Source organism: Pseudomonas wadenswilerensis, from assembly GCF_900497695.1.
GTDB lineage: Bacteria > Pseudomonadota > Gammaproteobacteria > Pseudomonadales > Pseudomonadaceae > Aquipseudomonas > Aquipseudomonas wadenswilerensis.
On the sequence record NZ_UIDD01000005.1, the window covers coordinates 150,377 to 165,972 of the forward strand.

General features: G+C 62.6%; 12 protein-coding genes. 8 read left to right on the forward strand and 4 right to left on the reverse strand.

All coding sequences use genetic code 11. The features are described 5' to 3' along the window. Nucleotides 1-10 precede the first annotated feature (10 nt). A complete protein-coding gene (locus tag CCOS864_RS07915) occupies nt 11-805 on the forward strand; it encodes an iron-containing redox enzyme family protein (RefSeq protein ID WP_115085818.1) in 795 nt (264 codons plus the stop codon). Between the two features lie 2 nt (nt 806-807). Here the strand turns inward: CCOS864_RS07915 and CCOS864_RS07920 are convergent, their stop codons facing one another. The 4 genes from CCOS864_RS07920 to CCOS864_RS07935 form a co-directional block, all read right to left on the reverse strand. Further along, on the reverse strand, nt 808-1,548 hold the full coding sequence (locus CCOS864_RS07920; protein ID WP_010224149.1) for a YciK family oxidoreductase: 741 nt from the start codon (nt 1,546-1,548) through the stop codon (nt 808-810). Between the two features lie 123 nt (nt 1,549-1,671). Beyond that, a complete protein-coding gene (mupP, locus tag CCOS864_RS07925) occupies nt 1,672-2,343 on the reverse strand; it encodes an N-acetylmuramic acid 6-phosphate phosphatase MupP (protein ID WP_115085819.1) in 672 nt (223 codons plus the stop codon). 2 nt (nt 2,344-2,345) lie between these two features. Then, on the reverse strand, nt 2,346-3,044 hold the full coding sequence (gene ubiG, locus CCOS864_RS07930) for a bifunctional 2-polyprenyl-6-hydroxyphenol methylase/3-demethylubiquinol 3-O-methyltransferase UbiG (protein ID WP_115085820.1): 699 nt from the start codon (nt 3,042-3,044) through the stop codon (nt 2,346-2,348). Nucleotides 3,045-3,105: 61 nt separating this feature from the next. After that, nucleotides 3,106-4,437, reverse strand: coding sequence for a TRZ/ATZ family hydrolase (locus tag CCOS864_RS07935; protein ID WP_115085821.1), 1,332 nt, complete (start codon nt 4,435-4,437; stop codon nt 3,106-3,108). 108 nt (nt 4,438-4,545) lie between these two features. Here CCOS864_RS07935 and mtnA point away from each other — a divergent pair, with 108 nt between their 5' ends. The 7 genes from mtnA to rpsA all read left to right on the forward strand — a co-directional run bounded on the left by mtnA (nt 4,546) and on the right by rpsA (nt 15,592). Next, on the forward strand, nt 4,546-5,622 hold the full coding sequence (gene mtnA / locus CCOS864_RS07940) for an S-methyl-5-thioribose-1-phosphate isomerase (RefSeq protein WP_115085822.1): 1,077 nt from the start codon (nt 4,546-4,548) through the stop codon (nt 5,620-5,622). 278 nt (nt 5,623-5,900) lie between these two features. Beyond that, a complete protein-coding gene (gene gyrA, locus CCOS864_RS07945; protein WP_115085823.1) occupies nt 5,901-8,543 on the forward strand; it encodes a DNA gyrase subunit A in 2,643 nt (880 codons plus the stop codon). Between the two features lie 99 nt (nt 8,544-8,642). Next, nucleotides 8,643-9,728, forward strand: coding sequence for a 3-phosphoserine/phosphohydroxythreonine transaminase (gene serC / locus CCOS864_RS07950; RefSeq protein WP_167458867.1), 1,086 nt, complete (start codon nt 8,643-8,645; stop codon nt 9,726-9,728). Next, nucleotides 9,728-10,822 (forward strand): prephenate dehydratase, encoded by a 1,095-nt coding sequence (pheA, locus tag CCOS864_RS07955; RefSeq protein ID WP_115085825.1) that lies wholly within the window; start codon nt 9,728-9,730, stop codon nt 10,820-10,822. The genes serC and pheA overlap by 1 nt, the downstream gene beginning before the upstream one ends. Before the next feature lie 44 nt (nt 10,823-10,866). Beyond that, nucleotides 10,867-13,107: a bifunctional prephenate dehydrogenase/3-phosphoshikimate 1-carboxyvinyltransferase gene (locus CCOS864_RS07960; protein WP_208644360.1), complete on the forward strand. Its 2,241-nt coding sequence runs from the start codon at nt 10,867-10,869 to the stop codon at nt 13,105-13,107. After that, nucleotides 13,104-13,790, forward strand: a complete 687-nt coding sequence (gene cmk, locus CCOS864_RS07965; protein ID WP_115085826.1) for a (d)CMP kinase — start codon at nt 13,104-13,106, stop codon at nt 13,788-13,790. The genes CCOS864_RS07960 and cmk overlap by 4 nt, the downstream gene beginning before the upstream one ends. A gap of 125 nt (nt 13,791-13,915) precedes the next feature. Next, complete coding sequence (gene rpsA / locus CCOS864_RS07970) at nt 13,916-15,592, forward strand: 30S ribosomal protein S1 (protein WP_115085827.1); 1,677 nt, start codon at nt 13,916-13,918, stop codon at nt 15,590-15,592. Nucleotides 15,593-15,596: the final 4 nt, after the last annotated feature.

A 15,596-nucleotide genomic window follows, 5' to 3' on the forward strand; every position in this document is an offset into this window, starting at 1 on the left:
GGAGCTGACAGTGATTGACGCGTTTATTCGTACTGGTCCATTGATGGACCCCAGCAGTTACCCGCTTTGGGCCCAGCAGTTGATCAAGGACTGCAGCGAGAGCAAGCGTCGGGTGGTGGAGCACGAGCTTTATCAACGCATGCGCGATGGCCGCCTCAGTGGCCGGACCATGCGCCAGTACCTGATCGGCGGTTGGCCGGTGGTCGAGCAGTTTTCCCTGTACATGGCCAAGAACCTCACCAAGACCCAGTACGCCCGCCACCCCGGCGAAGACATGGCGCGGCGCTGGCTGATGCGCAACATTCGCGTCGAACTCAACCATGCCGATTACTGGCTGTTCTGGGCCCAGGCCCATGGCGTCAGCCTCGAAGACCTGCAGGCGCAGGAAGTACCTAGCGAACTCAACGCCCTCAGCGACTGGTGCTGGCATACCTGCGCGACCGATTCGCTGGTGGTTGCCATTGCTGCCACCAACTACGCCATCGAAGGCGCAACCGGTGAGTGGTCGGCGGTGGTTTGCTCGACTGGCGTCTACGCCCAGGGCTTCCCGGAAGAAGGCCGCAAGCGCGCGATGAAGTGGCTGAAGATGCACGCCCAGTACGATGACGCACACCCTTGGGAGGCCTTGGAGATCGTCTGCACCCTGGCCGGCAATAACCCGTCGGTGGCGCTGCAAACCGAATTGCGCCGGGCCATCTGCAAGAGCTATGACTATATGTTCCTGTTCCTTGAGCGCTGCATGCAGCAAGAGCAGGAACAGCGCCAGCAGCCCGCCCGGGCCCGGGCGGAGCTGGCCGAGGGCTGAGCTTACTGGGCGTTGAACGCCTGGCCGTTGATGCCGGTGCTGTCTGGACCCATCAGGTACAGGTAGACCGGCATGATCTGCTCTGGCAGCGGATTGTTTTCCGGTGTTTCCGCAGGGTAGGCCTGGGCGCGCATGCTGGTACGGGTGGCGCCCGGGTTGACACTGTTGGCACGCACCGGCGCCACACCTTCAAGCTCGTCGGCGAGGGTCTGCATCAGGCCCTCGGTGGCGAACTTCGACACTCCATAGGCACCCCAGTAGGCCCGGCCTTTGCGCCCGACGCTGCTGGAGGTGAAGATCACCGAACCATCCGCCGACAGCTTGAGCAACGGCAGCAGGGTGCTGGTGAGCATGAACATGGCATTGACGTTGACCTGCATCACGCGCATGAAGTTGTCGCCCGAAAGCTGCTCCAGCGGCGTGCGCGGGCCAATGATCGAGGCGTTGTGCAGCAGGCCGTCGATATGGCCGAACTCGGCTTCGATCATCGCTGCCAGCTCGTCGTACTGATGTGGCAGGGCAGTCTCCAGGTTGAACGGGATGACCGCGGGTTTCGGGTGGCCGGCCGCTTCGATCTCGTCGTAGACCTGGCTCAGGTTGGCTTCGGTCTTGCCCAGCAGCAAGACGGTGGCGCCATGGGCGGCATAGCTCTTGGCCGCAGCCGCGCCGATGCCGCGACCGGCGCCGGTGACCAGGATGGTCCGGCCTTTGAGCAGGTCGGGGCGGGCAGAGTAATCGAACATGGGGTTACCTCTAGGTAGGTGATGGCTTCATCGCTGGCAAGCCAGCTCCCACAAGGTTGATGGTGGCCTGTGGGAGCCGGCCTTGCCGGCGATGCAAGGCAAAGCCTTGCCAGTACGAAGGTTTCAGCAGCCGCAAAGCGCGTTATCGAGCACCTTGCGCAGCTCCAGCGGATGATCGACCACGACATCCGCGCCCCAGTTGTTGGGGTTGTCATCTGGATGAATGTAGCCGTAGCGCACTGCCGCAGTGCGGGTGCCGGCATCGCGGCCCGACTCGATGTCGCGCAGGTCGTCGCCGACGAACAGCACGCTGGCCGGGTCCAGGTTGAGGGTCTTGCAGGCGAGGATCAGCGGCTCGGGGTCCGGCTTGCTGTTCTTCACGTGGTCCGGGCAGATCAACAGCGCCGAACGCTCGCTCAGGCCCAGCTGCTGCATGATCGGCTCGGCGAAACGCACCGGCTTGTTGGTGACCACGCCCCAGATCAGGTTGCTTTTCTCGATGTCGGCCAGCAGTTCGGCCATGCCGTCGTAAAGCTTGCTGTGCACCGCGCAACCTTGCTGGTAGCGCTCGAGGAATTCCAGGCGCAGAGCCTCGAAGCCTTCGGCTTCAGGGTCGAGGTTGAAGGTCACCGAGACCATGGCCTTGGCGCCGCCGGAGACCACGTCGCGGATTTTCTGGTCCTCGATGGCCGGTAGGCCGCGCTCGGCGAGCATGGCCTGGCAGATGGCGATGAAGTCCGGCGCCGTGTCGAGCAGGGTGCCGTCCATGTCGAAAAGTACCGCTCGCAAACGCATGCTTATTCCTCGCGCAGGGTCTGGATCATGTAGTTGACGTCAACGTCGTTGGCCAGCTTGTAGTGCTTGGTCAGCGGGTTGTAGGTCAGGCCGATGATGTCCTTGACGGTCAGGCCGGCGTCGCGGCTCCAGGCACCAAGTTCGGACGGGCGGATGAATTTCTTGAAGTCATGGGTGCCGCGCGGCAGCAGTTTCATGATGTATTCGGCGCCAATGATGGCGAACAGATAAGCCTTGGGGTTGCGGTTGATGGTCGAGAAGAACACCTGGCCACCCGGCTTGACCATGCGGAAGCAGGCGCGGATCACCGAGGACGGGTCTGGCACATGCTCGAGCATCTCAAGGCAGGTGACCACGTCGAACTGCTCGGGCAGCTCTTCGGCCAGGGCCTCGGCGGTGATCTGCCGGTACTCGACGTTGACCCCGGATTCGAGCTGGTGCAGCTGGGCCACGGCCAGTGGCGCTTCACCCATGTCGATGCCGGTGACGGTGGCGCCACGCAGGGCCATGGCTTCACTGAGGATGCCGCCGCCGCAGCCGACATCGAGGACCTTCTTGCCGGCCAGCTTGACCCGCTCGTCGATCCAGTTGACCCGCAGCGGGTTGATGTCGTGCAGCGGCTTGAACTCGCTCTCGCGGTCCCACCAGCGGTGGGCCAGGGCTTCGAACTTGGCGATTTCGGCGTGGTCGACGTTGCTCATGGAACAGTCCTCTGAAACTTGGATAATTTGCTCTTGCCCGCCAGCACTGGCTGCCGGGCGCTTATTCGTTGTGCTCGCCGATCCGCTGGCCCCAGGCGCAGGCGGTGGCGTGCAGGGCCTGTTCGTCCAGGCGGGTCAGGCGCCGGTCGTCAAGCAGTGGCTTGCCGGCGACCCAGACGTGCTTCACGCAGTCCCGGCCGCTGGCGTAGATCAGTTGCGAAACCGGGTCATACACCGGCTGCTGGGCCAGGCCCGAAAGATCGAAGGCGACCAGGTCGGCAGCCTTGCCCAGCTCCAGCGAGCCGGTAATCGCCTCAAGGCCCAGGGCCCGGGCGCCGTTGAGGGTTGCCATGCGCAGCGCCCGATGGGCATCCAGGGCACTTGCCGAGCCGGCCACGGCCTTGGCCAGCAGGGCAGCGGTACGGGTTTCGCCGAGCAGGTCGAGGTCATTGTTGCTGGCCGCACCGTCGGTACCAACGGCAACGTTGATGCCGGCCTGCCACAAGCGCTCGACCGGGCAGAAGCCGCTGGCCAGCTTGAGGTTGGACTCCGGGCAGTGCACCACACTGGTGTTGCTTTCTACCAGCAGGGCCAGATCCTCGTCGCTGACCTGGGTCATGTGAACCGCCTGCAAGCGCGGGCCGAGCAAGCCGAGGCGGGCAAGCCGGGCCAGGGGGCGCTCGCCGCGGGTCTGCAGCGATTGCTCGACCTCGAAGGCGGTTTCATGGATGTGCATGTGGATCGGCGCGTCCAGCTCTTCGGCGATGACGCGGATCTTTTCCAGGTTGTCGTCGCTCACCGTGTACGGCGCATGCGGGCCCAGGGCCACGGTGATGCGCGGGTGGTGGCGCAGGTCACCGAATAGCTCGATGCCCAGTTGCAGGGCTTCTTCGGTGCTGCGCGCGCCGGGGATCGGGAAATCCAGCAGGGGCACGGCGATCTGCGCACGGATGCCGCTGTGGTGCACGCGCTCGCTGGCCACCTTGGGGTAGAAATACATGTCGCTGAAGCAGGTGATGCCGCCCTTGACCTGCTCGGCGATGGCCAGGTCGGTACCATCACGGACGAAGTCTTCATCGACCCAGCGCCCTTCGGCCGGCCAGATGTGCTCTTCGAGCCAGGTCATCAGCGGCAAGTCATCGGCCAGGCCGCGGAACAGGGTCATCGCCGCATGGCCGTGGGCGTTGACCAGCCCCGGGCTGAGCAGGCAGCCCGGCAGTTCGCGGGTTTCGCCAGCGATGAACGCCTGGGCCTGGCTGCGCGGGCCGATGAACACGATCTGCCCGTCGCGGATGCCCAGGGCATGATCCTTCAAAACCACTCCGGCAGGTTCGACCGGCACCAGCCAGGTAGGCAGGAGCAGCAGGTCGAGCGGCGTAGCGGGTTTGGGCATGACAGGTTTCCCTGGGCGACTGAAGGTGAGGGCGAAGTATACCCGAGCGTCCGCGCCTGGGGCTCGCTATAATCGTCCGCTTTTGATGTCCGAATGATGGGGTGAGGCATGCGCGATCGACTAATGGCTGCAGAGAAGGTGAAAGCCATCGATTGGCGGGATGGCACCCTTTATCTGCTCGACCAGCGCGCGCTGCCGGGCACGCAGGTCTGGCTGGCCTGCAGCGATGCCGCCGCAGTGGCCGAGGCCATTCGTTCGATGGTGGTGCGCGGTGCGCCGGCCATTGGCATCAGCGCCGCCTATGGCCTGGCCCTGGCGATTCGTCAGCGCCTGGCCGCCGGTGGTGACTGGGAGATGGCCCTGGAAGAGGATTTCGAGCTGCTGGTGCATGCCCGGCCGACCGGCGCCAACCTGTTCTGGGCCCTGAACCGCATGCGCGAGCGCTTGCTGCGGCTCAAGGAAGGTGATGACGTGCTGGCCATCATGGAGGCCGAAGCCATGGCCATCCATGAAAGCGACCGCGAAGCCAACCTGACCATGGCACAGCTGGGTGTCGACCTGATCCGCAAGCACCAGGGTAACGAGCAGGCAGTCCTTACCCACGGCAATACCGGCGCCCTGGCCACCGGCGGCTTCGGCACTGCCCTCGGGGTGGTGCGCGCCGCTTACCTGGAGGGCATGATCGAGCGCGTCTATGTCGATGAAACCCGCCCGTGGCTACAGGGTTCGCGCCTGAGTGCCTGGGAACTGGCAGGCGAGGGCATCCCGGCAACCATTACCGCCGATTCCGCCGCCGCCCACCTGATGAAAACCAAAGGCATCACCTGGGTGATCGTCGGCGCCGACCGCATCACCGCCAATGGCGATGTGGCGAGCAAGATCGGTACCTACCAGCTGGCGGTCAATGCCATGCACCACGGCGTGCGTTTCATGGTCGTGGCGCCGAGTTCGAGCATCGACATGAACCTGGAGAGCGGCGACGACATCCTCCTCGAAGAGCGCAGCGCCAGCGAGTTGCTGGCGCTTGGCGGCGAGCCGCTGGGCGCTGCTTTCGAGGCGTTCAACCCGGTGTTCGACGTGACCCCGGCCGACCTGATCGACGTGATCGTCACCGAGAAAGGCATCGTCGAGCGCCCGGACACGGTGAAGATGGCGCAACTGATGTGTCGCAAGCGTTTGCATTGAGACTTTGCCCCCGTCTGCGGCCTGCTGTAGCGGCTAACGGGCGTTCTCGACGAGCAGTAGGGTAGTAGTGCCGCAGCCTACTCCCACCCTCTGGGCGATTGTGGTAACATCCGACGGTTTCCAAGGCTGCCCCGCGGGGCTGCCTTTACTGCGCAGATCCATGGCATAACTCGTTGATTTGTCGTAAGTCGTTGCAAGGAGTCACTTTGCAGCGGCGAGCTTCGTTCGTCCCATATGGATGTGACGAGGTTTCACCAGAAAAAGGAATCAGGCTTCTCATGGGCGAACTGGCCAAAGAAATCCTCCCGGTCAATATCGAAGACGAACTGAGACAGTCCTACCTCGACTACGCGATGAGCGTCATTGTCGGGCGTGCACTGCCCGATGCGCGTGATGGCTTGAAGCCCGTGCATCGCCGCGTTCTGTATGCGATGAGCGAACTGGGTAACGACTGGAACAAACCGTACAAGAAATCCGCCCGTGTGGTCGGTGACGTGATCGGTAAGTACCACCCGCATGGTGATACCGCCGTTTACGACACCATCGTACGCATGGCCCAGCCGTTCTCGCTGCGTTACCTGCTGGTCGACGGCCAGGGTAACTTCGGTTCGGTCGACGGCGACAACGCCGCCGCCATGCGATACACCGAAGTCCGCATGACCAAGCTGGCCCACGAACTGCTGGCCGACCTGCATAAAGAGACGGTCGACTGGGTACCCAACTACGACGGTACCGAGCAGATCCCGGCGGTCATGCCGACCAAGATCCCCAACCTGCTGGTCAACGGTTCCAGCGGTATCGCCGTGGGCATGGCGACCAACATTCCGCCACACAACCTCGGTGAAGTCATCGATGGTTGCCTGGCACTGATCGACAACGCCGACATCACCATCGATGAGCTGATGCAGTTCATCCCGGGCCCCGACTTCCCGACCGCCGCGATCATCAACGGCCGCCAGGGCATCATCGAGGCCTACCGCACCGGTCGCGGCCGCATCTACATGCGCGCCCGCTCGATGGTCGAAGACATCGACAAGGTCGGTGGCCGCCAGCAGATCGTCGTCACCGAGCTGCCGTACCAGCTGAACAAGGCGCGTCTGATCGAGAAGATCGCCGAGCTGGTCAAGGAGAAGAAACTCGAAGGCATCACCGAGCTGCGCGACGAGTCCGACAAGGACGGTATGCGCATCGTCATCGAACTGCGTCGTGGCGAAGTGCCGGAGGTGATCCTCAACAACCTCTACGCCCAGACCCAGCTGCAGAGCGTTTTCGGCATCAACGTGGTTGCGCTGATCGACGGCCGTCCGCGGGTGCTGAACCTCAAGGATCTGCTCGAAGCCTTCGTTCGTCACCGTCGTGAGGTGGTCACCCGTCGTACCGTGTTCGAACTGCGCAAGGCGCGTGAGCGCGGGCACATCCTTGAAGGCCAGGCGGTTGCCCTGTCCAACATCGACCCGGTAATTGCCCTGATCAAGGCCTCGCCGACGCCTTCCGAGGCCAAGGAAGCGCTGATCAGCACGCCGTGGGAATCCAGCGCCGTGCAGGTGATGGTCGAGCGCGCTGGCGCCGACTCCTGCCGCCCGGAAAACCTCGATCCGCAGTTCGGTCTGCGCGACGGCAAGTACTTCCTGTCGCCGGAGCAGGCCCAGGCCATTCTCGACCTGCGCCTGCACCGCCTGACCGGTCTTGAGCACGAGAAGCTGCTGGCCGAGTACCAGGAGATCCTCAACCAGATCGGCGAGCTGATCCGCATCCTCAACAGCGCCGAGCGCCTGATGGAAGTGATCCGCGAAGAGCTGGAACTGATCCGTGCCGAATACGGCGACGTGCGCCGCACCGAGATCCTCGATGCACGCCTGGACCTGACCCTGGGTGACATGATTCCGGAAGAAGACCGGGTCGTGACCATCTCCCATGGCGGCTACGCCAAGACCCAGCCGCTGGCCGCCTACCAGGCCCAGCGTCGCGGTGGTAAAGGCAAGTCGGCTACCGGCGTCAAGGACGAGGACTACATCTCGCACCTGCTGGTCGCCAACAGCCACACCACCCTGCTGCTGTTCTCCAGCAAGGGCAAGGTGTATTGGCTCAAGACCTATGAAATTCCCGAGGCCTCCCGTGCCGCGCGCGGTCGACCGCTGGTCAACCTGCTGCCGCTGGACGAGGGCGAGTACATTTCGACCATGTTGCCGGTCGAGGAGTACACCGAAGGTCACTTCATCTTCATGGCGACCGCCAACGGCACCGTGAAGAAGACCCCGCTGGAATCCTTCAGCCGTCAGCGCAGCGTCGGCCTGATCGCCCTGGAGCTGGACGAAGGCGACGTGTTGATTTCCGCGGCCATCACCGATGGCGAGCGTGAGGTCATGCTGTTCTCCGACGCCGGCAAGGTCACCCGCTTCAAGGAATCCGACGTTCGCGCCATGGGCCGTACCGCCCGCGGTGTACGCGGCATGCGTCTGACCGAAGGGCAGAAGCTGATCTCCATGATCATCCCGGAAGAAGGCAGCCAGATCCTTACCGCTTCCGAGCGTGGTTACGGCAAGCGTACCGAAATCGCCGAGTTCCCCGAGTACAAACGTGGCGGTCAGGGCGTTATCGCCATGGTCAGCAACGAGCGTAACGGTCGCCTGGTGGGTGCAGTGCAGGTGCAGGATGGCGAGGAAATCATGCTGATTTCCGACCAGGGCACCCTGGTGCGTACCCGTGTCGGTGAAGTCTCCAGTCTGGGTCGTAACACCCAGGGTGTGACCCTCATCAAACTGGCCAGCGACGAGACCCTGGTGGGGCTGGAGCGGGTCCAGGAGCCATCCGAAGAGGAAGGCGACGAGGACTTCGACGCCGAGGTGGATGGCGCTGAAGTGGACGCCGATGCGGCACCACAGGCCGACGCCGCTGCCGACGAAGAGGCACAGCCGGAATAAATTAGTAGCGCAACCCTGGTGGGGGAAGGCCGCGGCAGTCGAGCACAGCTCGCTGCCCGGCCGGCTCCTGCGGACATCGAGAGCAGAGCGAGAGTGGATGTGAGCAAACGAGCCTTTAACTTCTGCGCAGGCCCTGCTGCGCTCCCTGACGCTGTACTGCAGCGCGCCCAGGCTGAAATGCTGAACTGGCGTGGCAAAGGCCTGTCGGTGATGGAGATGAGTCACCGTAGCGACGACTACGTGGCGATCGCCGAGAAGGCCGAGCAGGATCTGCGCGACCTGATGTCCATTCCTTCCAATTACAAGGTGCTGTTCCTGCAGGGCGGCGCGAGCCAGCAATTCGCTGAAATCCCGCTCAACCTGCTGCCTGAAGACGGCACTGCCGACTATATCGAAACCGGTATCTGGTCGAAAAAGGCCATCGAGGAAGCCCGTCGCTACGGCAACATCAACGTTGCTGCCAGCGCCAAGGCTTACGACTACCTGGCCATCCCTGGCCAGAACGAATGGAACCTGAGCAAGAGCGCCGCCTATGTGCACTACGCCTCGAACGAGACCATCGGTGGTCTGGAGTTCGACTGGGTGCCGCAGACCGGTGACGTACCGCTGGTGGTCGACATGTCGTCGGACATCCTCTCGCGTCCGGTTGACGTCTCCGACTTCGGCCTGATCTATGCGGGTGCCCAGAAGAACATCGGTCCGAGCGGCCTGGTGGTGGTGATCGTCCGTGAAGACCTGCTCGGCCGTGCCCGCAGCAGCTGCCCGACCATGCTCGACTACAAGGTCGCGGCCGACAACGGCTCGATGTACAACACTCCGGCGACCTATTCCTGGTACCTGTCCGGGCTGGTCTTCGAGTGGCTGAAAGAGCAGGGCGGCGTCGAGGCCATGGAGCAGCGCAACCGGGCCAAGAAGGACCGTCTGTACGGCTTCATCGACAACAGCGACTTCTACACCAACCCGATCAGCGTCAACGCCCGTTCGTGGATGAACGTGCCGTTCCGCCTGGCTGACGAGCGTCTGGACAAAGCCTTCCTCGCTGGCGCCGATGCCCGTGGCCTGCTCAACCTCAAGGGTCACCGTTCGGTTGGCGGCATGCGCGCCTCGATCTACAACGCCCTGGGCCTGGACGCCGTCGAAGCGCTGGTTGCCTACATGGCTGAATTCGAGAAGGAGCACGGCTGATGTCGGAGCAGGAACTCAAGGCGCTGCGGGTGCGCATTGACAGCCTCGACGAGAAGATCCTCGAGCTGATCAGTGACCGCGCCCGTTGCGCGCAGGAAGTGGCGCGGGTCAAGACCGCGACCCTGGCCGAAGGCGAGACGCCGGTGTTCTACCGCCCCGAGCGGGAGGCGCAGGTGCTCAAGCGCGTCATGCAGCGCAACCAGGGGCCACTGGGCAACGAAGAGATGGCGCGCTTGTTCCGCGAAATCATGTCGTCGTGCCTGGCTCTGGAGCAGCCGCTCAAGATCGCTTACCTCGGCCCTGAGGGTACCTTTACCCAGGCTGCGGCAATGAAGCATTTCGGCCATGCGGTGATCAGCAAGCCGATGGCGGCGATCGACGAAGTGTTCCGTGAAGTGGCGGCCGGTGCCGTCAACTTTGGCGTGGTGCCGGTGGAAAATTCCACCGAAGGTGCGGTCAACCACACCCTCGACAGCTTCCTCGAGCATGACATGGTGATCTGCGGCGAAGTCGAGCTGCGCATTCACCACCACCTGCTGGTGGGTGAGAACACCAAGACCGACAGCATCAGCCGTATCTACTCCCACGCCCAGTCGCTGGCCCAGTGCCGCAAGTGGCTGGATGCCCACTACCCGAATGTCGAGCGCGTGGCGGTGTCGAGCAACGCCGAAGCGGCCAAGCGGGTCAAGGGCGAGTGGAACTCGGCGGCCATCGCCGGCGACATGGCGGCGGGCCTGTACGGCCTGAGCCGTCTGGCCGAGAAGATCGAGGACCGTCCGGACAACTCCACGCGCTTCCTGATGATCGGTAACCAGGAAGTACCGCCGACCGGCGACGACAAGACCTCGATCATTGTCTCCATGAGCAACAAGCCGGGCGCTTTGCACGAGTTGCTGGTGCCGTTCCACGAGAACGGTATCGACCTGACCCGTATCGAGACCCGTCCGTCGCGCAGCGGCAAATGGACCTACGTGTTCTTCATCGATTTCGTCGGCCACCACCGCGATCCGCTGATCAAGGCCGTGCTCGAGCAGATCAGCCAGGAAGCCGTGGCCCTGAAGGTGCTGGGTTCCTACCCGAAAGCGGTACTCTGAGGCTATGAATGGCGTGCATGCAGTTTTGAACAGGGTCCAGCTCCGTGGGTGAAGTCGTGGTAAACAAGCCTGGGCCGGTCATCGGTCGCCTGGTGGTAGTCGGGTTGGGCCTGATTGGCGGGTCCTTCGCCAAAGGCTTGCGTGAAAGCGGCCTGTGCCGCGAAGTAGTCGGTGTCGACCTTGACCCGCAGTCGCGCAAGCTGGCGGTGGAACTGGGCGTGGTCGACCGCTGCGAAGAAGATCTCGCCGTCGCCTGCGTCGGCGCCGATGTCATTCAGCTTGCCGTGCCGATCCTGGCCATGGAAAAACTCCTCACCCGCCTGGCTCGGCTCGATCTGGGGCAGGCGGTGCTGACCGACGTCGGCAGTGCCAAGGGCAATGTCGTGCGCGCAGCCCGCGAGGCCCTTGCCGGGCGTTTGCCGCGTTTCGTGCCTGGCCATCCGATTGCCGGCTCCGAGCAGAGCGGGGTGGAGGCTTCCAATGCTTCTCTGTTCCGCCGCCACAAAGTCATTCTTACACCGCTGGCCGAAACCGATCCGGCTGCCCTGGCGCTGGTCGATCAGCTCTGGCGTGCGCTGGAGGCCGATGTCGAGCACATGCAGGTCGAGCGCCATGACGAAGTCCTGGCCGCTACCAGCCACTTGCCACACCTGCTGGCCTTCGGCTTGGTCGATTCCCTGGCCAAGCGCAATGAAAACCTCGATATCTTCCGTTACGCTGCCGGAGGCTTCCGCGATTTCACGAGAATCGCCGGAAGCGACCCGGTCATGTGGCACGACATCTTTCTCGCCAACCGCGAAGCTGTCCTGCGCACACTCGATACATTTCGCAGCGATCTCGACGCCTTGCGCGACGCGGTCGATGCAGGGGATGGGCATCAACTGCTGGGCGTCTTCACTCGCGCCCGTGTTGCCCGCGAGCATTTCAGTAAAATCCTGGCCCGCCGGGCCTATGTGGACGCTATGAACTCCAACGACCTGATTTTCCTGGCAAATCCTGGTGGCCGCGTGTCTGGCCGTATTCGTGTACCAGGTGACAAATCGATTTCCCATCGCTCGATCATGCTCGGCTCCCTGGCCGAAGGCACCACCGAAGTGGAAGGTTTCCTCGAGGGCGAAGACGCCCTGGCGACCCTGCAGGCCTTCCGTGACATGGGTGTGGTCATCGAAGGCCCGCACCATGGCCGGGTGACCATCCACGGCGTTGGCCTTAATGGTCTGAAGCCGCCACCGGGCCCGATCTACCTGGGCAACTCCGGTACCTCGATGCGCCTGCTCTCCGGCCTGCTGGCCGCGCAGCCGTTTGACACCGTGTTGACTGGCGATGCCTCGCTGTCCAAGCGGCCGATGAATCGCGTGGCCAACCCGCTGCGGGAAATGGGCGCAGTGATCGAAACCGCCGCTGAAGGTCGTCCGCCGATGACCATCCGTGGCGGCCACACGCTCAAGGCCTTGACCTACACGTTGCCGATGGCCAGTGCCCAGGTCAAATCCTGCCTGCTGCTGGCCGGCCTGTATGCCCAGGGCAAGACCACTGTCACCGAGCCTGCGCCAACCCGTGACCACACCGAGCGCATGCTCCGCGGTTTCGGCTACAGCGTTAAAGTCGACGGTCCTACGGCTTCGCTGGAATCCGGCGGCAAGCTGACGGCAACTCATATCGAAGTGCCAGCGGACATTTCCTCGGCAGCTTTCTTCCTGGTGGCGGCGTCGATCGCCGAAGGTTCCGAGCTGCTGCTCGAGCACGTCGGCATCAACCCGACCCGCACCGGCGTCATCGACATCCTGCGCCTGATGGGCGGCGACATCACCCTGGAGAACCAGCGTGAGGTCGGCGGCGAGCCAGTGGCTGACCTGCGCGTGTGCGGGGCTAAACTCAAGGGTATCGAGATCCCCGAGCATCTGGTGCCGCTGGCCATCGACGAGTTCCCGGTGCTGTTCGTCGCTGCCGCCTGTGCCGAAGGCCGTACCGTGCTGCGCGGCGCCGAAGAGCTGCGGGTCAAGGAATCCGATCGCATCCAGGTCATGGCCGACGGCCTGCTGGCCCTGGGCGTGAAGTGCGAGCCGACCCCGGACGGTATCATCATCGACGGCGGCGTGATCGGTGGCGGTGAAGTGCACGGTCATGGCGACCATCGCATTTCCATGGCTTTCAGCGTTGCCTCGTTGCGCGCTACGGCACCGATCCGTATCCATGACTGCGCCAACGTCGCGACCTCGTTCCCGAACTTCCTCGCCCTGTGCGCCGAAGTCGGTATCCGCGTGGCAGAAGAGGGCAAGTCGTGAACTCCAACGCACCGGTCATCACCATCGACGGACCAAGCGGTTCGGGCAAGGGTACCGTTGCCGGCCTGCTGGCTCGGGAGCTTCGGTGGAAGCTGCTGGATTCGGGCGCGCTATACCGCTTGCTGGCCTTTGCCGCCAGCAACCACGGTGTCGACCTGACCAATGAAGAGCTGCTGGTCAAGATCGCTGCCCACCTGGATGTGCAGTTCATCGCCGCCGAGCCGGGCAAGCTGCAGCAGATCATTCTTGAAGGCGAGGATGTCAGCAATGTCATCCGTACCGAAACCGTGGGTGCCGGCGCCTCCATGGTCGCCTCGCTGCCGGCGGTGCGCGAAGCCCTGCTGCAACGCCAGCGGGCGTTCCAGGAAGCGCCGGGGCTGATTGCCGATGGTCGCGACATGGGCACCGTGGTGTTCCCGGACGCACCGCTCAAGGTATTTCTGACCGCCAGCGCCGAGGAACGTGCCCGTCGCCGTTACTTGCAGTTGAAGGCCAAGGGCGAAGATGTTAGTCTGTCGAGTCTGCTAGATGAGATTCGTGCGCGTGATGAGCGCGACACCCAGCGCGCAGTGGCCCCGCTCAAACCGGCGGCCGATGCGATCCAGCTGGATTCCACGGAGTTGTCCATCGAGCAGGTGTTGCAACGCATCAAGAGCGAGATCGCCCTGCGCGATATCGCCTGATGACCAGGAAGGCAGGCAGGGGCACCAGTCAACGTCCTGTCGGCTTTCCTTTATATGAACGAAACCCACATTGTCTGGAATGTGGCTGATGGGCGTATGTCCCGCCCTAATCTACAGGAATTAAAATGAGCGAAAGCTTTGCAGAACTCTTTGAAGAAAGCCTGAAAACCCTCAATCTTCAGCCGGGTGCGATCATCACCGGTATCGTTGTCGACATCGACGGCGACTGGGTTACCGTACATGCTGGCCTGAAGTCCGAGGGCGTCATCCCGCTCGAGCAGTTCTACAACGAAGCTGGCGAGCTGACCATCAAGGTCGGTGACGAAGTTCACGTTGCGCTGGACGCGGTCGAAGACGGCTTTGGCGAAACCAAACTGTCCCGTGAAAAAGCCAAGCGCGCCGAGTGCTGGATTGTTCTGGAAGCAGCTTTCGCCGCCGAAGAAGTGGTCAAGGGCGTTATCAACGGTAAGGTTAAAGGCGGCTTCACTGTCGACGTTAACGGTATCCGTGCGTTCCTGCCTGGTTCCCTGGTTGATGTCCGCCCAGTGCGCGACACCACCCACCTGGAAGGCAAAGAGCTGGAATTCAAGGTCATCAAACTGGACCAGAAGCGCAACAACGTTGTCGTTTCCCGTCGCAGCGTCCTGGAAGCCGAGAACAGCGCCGAGCGCGAAGCTCTGCTGGAATCCCTGCAGGAAGGCCAGCAAGTCAAAGGTATCGTCAAGAACCTCACCGACTACGGCGCATTCGTTGACCTGGGCGGCGTTGATGGTCTGCTGCACATCACCGACATGGCTTGGAAGCGTATCAAGCACCCATCGGAAATCGTCAACGTTGGCGACGAGATCGATGTCAAGGTTCTGAAGTACGATCGCGAGCGTAACCGTGTATCCCTGGGTCTGAAGCAACTGGGTGAAGACCCATGGGTTGCTATCAAGGCTCGTTACCCAGAAAGCACCCGCGTCATGGCGCGTGTTACCAACCTGACCGACTACGGCTGCTTCGCAGAGCTGGAAGAAGGCGTGGAAGGCCTGGTACACGTTTCCGAAATGGACTGGACCAACAAGAACATCCACCCTTCGAAAGTCGTACAAGTCGGCGACGAAGTGGAAGTCATGGTTCTGGACATCGACGAAGAGCGTCGTCGTATCTCCCTGGGCATCAAACAGTGCAAGTCCAACCCATGGGAAGACTTCTCTGGCCAGTTCAACAAGGGCGACAAGATCTCCGGCACCATCAAGTCGATCACCGATTTCGGTATCTTCATTGGTCTGGACGGCGGCATCGACGGCCTGGTTCACCTGTCGGACATCTCCTGGAACGAAGTCGGCGAAGAAGCCGTACGTCGCTTCAAGAAGGGCGACGAGCTGGACACCGTCATCCTGTCTGTTGACCCAGAGCGCGAGCGCATCTCCCTGGGTATCAAGCAGCTGGAAAGCGATCCGTTCTCCGAGTACGTTGCTGCTAACGACAAGGGTGCAATCGTTAAGGGTGTTGTAAAAGAAGTTGACGCCAAAGGCGCCATCATCACCCTGGCCGACGACATCGAAGCCACTCTGAAAGCTTCTGAAATCAGCCGTGACCGCGTTGAAGACGCGCGTAACGTCCTGAAAGAAGGCGAAGAGATCGAAGCGAAGATCATCAGCGTTGACCGCAAATCGCGCGTCATCCAGCTGTCGATCAAGTCGAAAGACGACGCTGAAGAGAAAGAAGCTATCCAGAGCCTGAAAGAAGCTCCTGCGGAAGCTGCTGACACCACCATGGCTGCGCTGCTGCGTCAGGCAATGGCCAAACAGAACTAAGTTC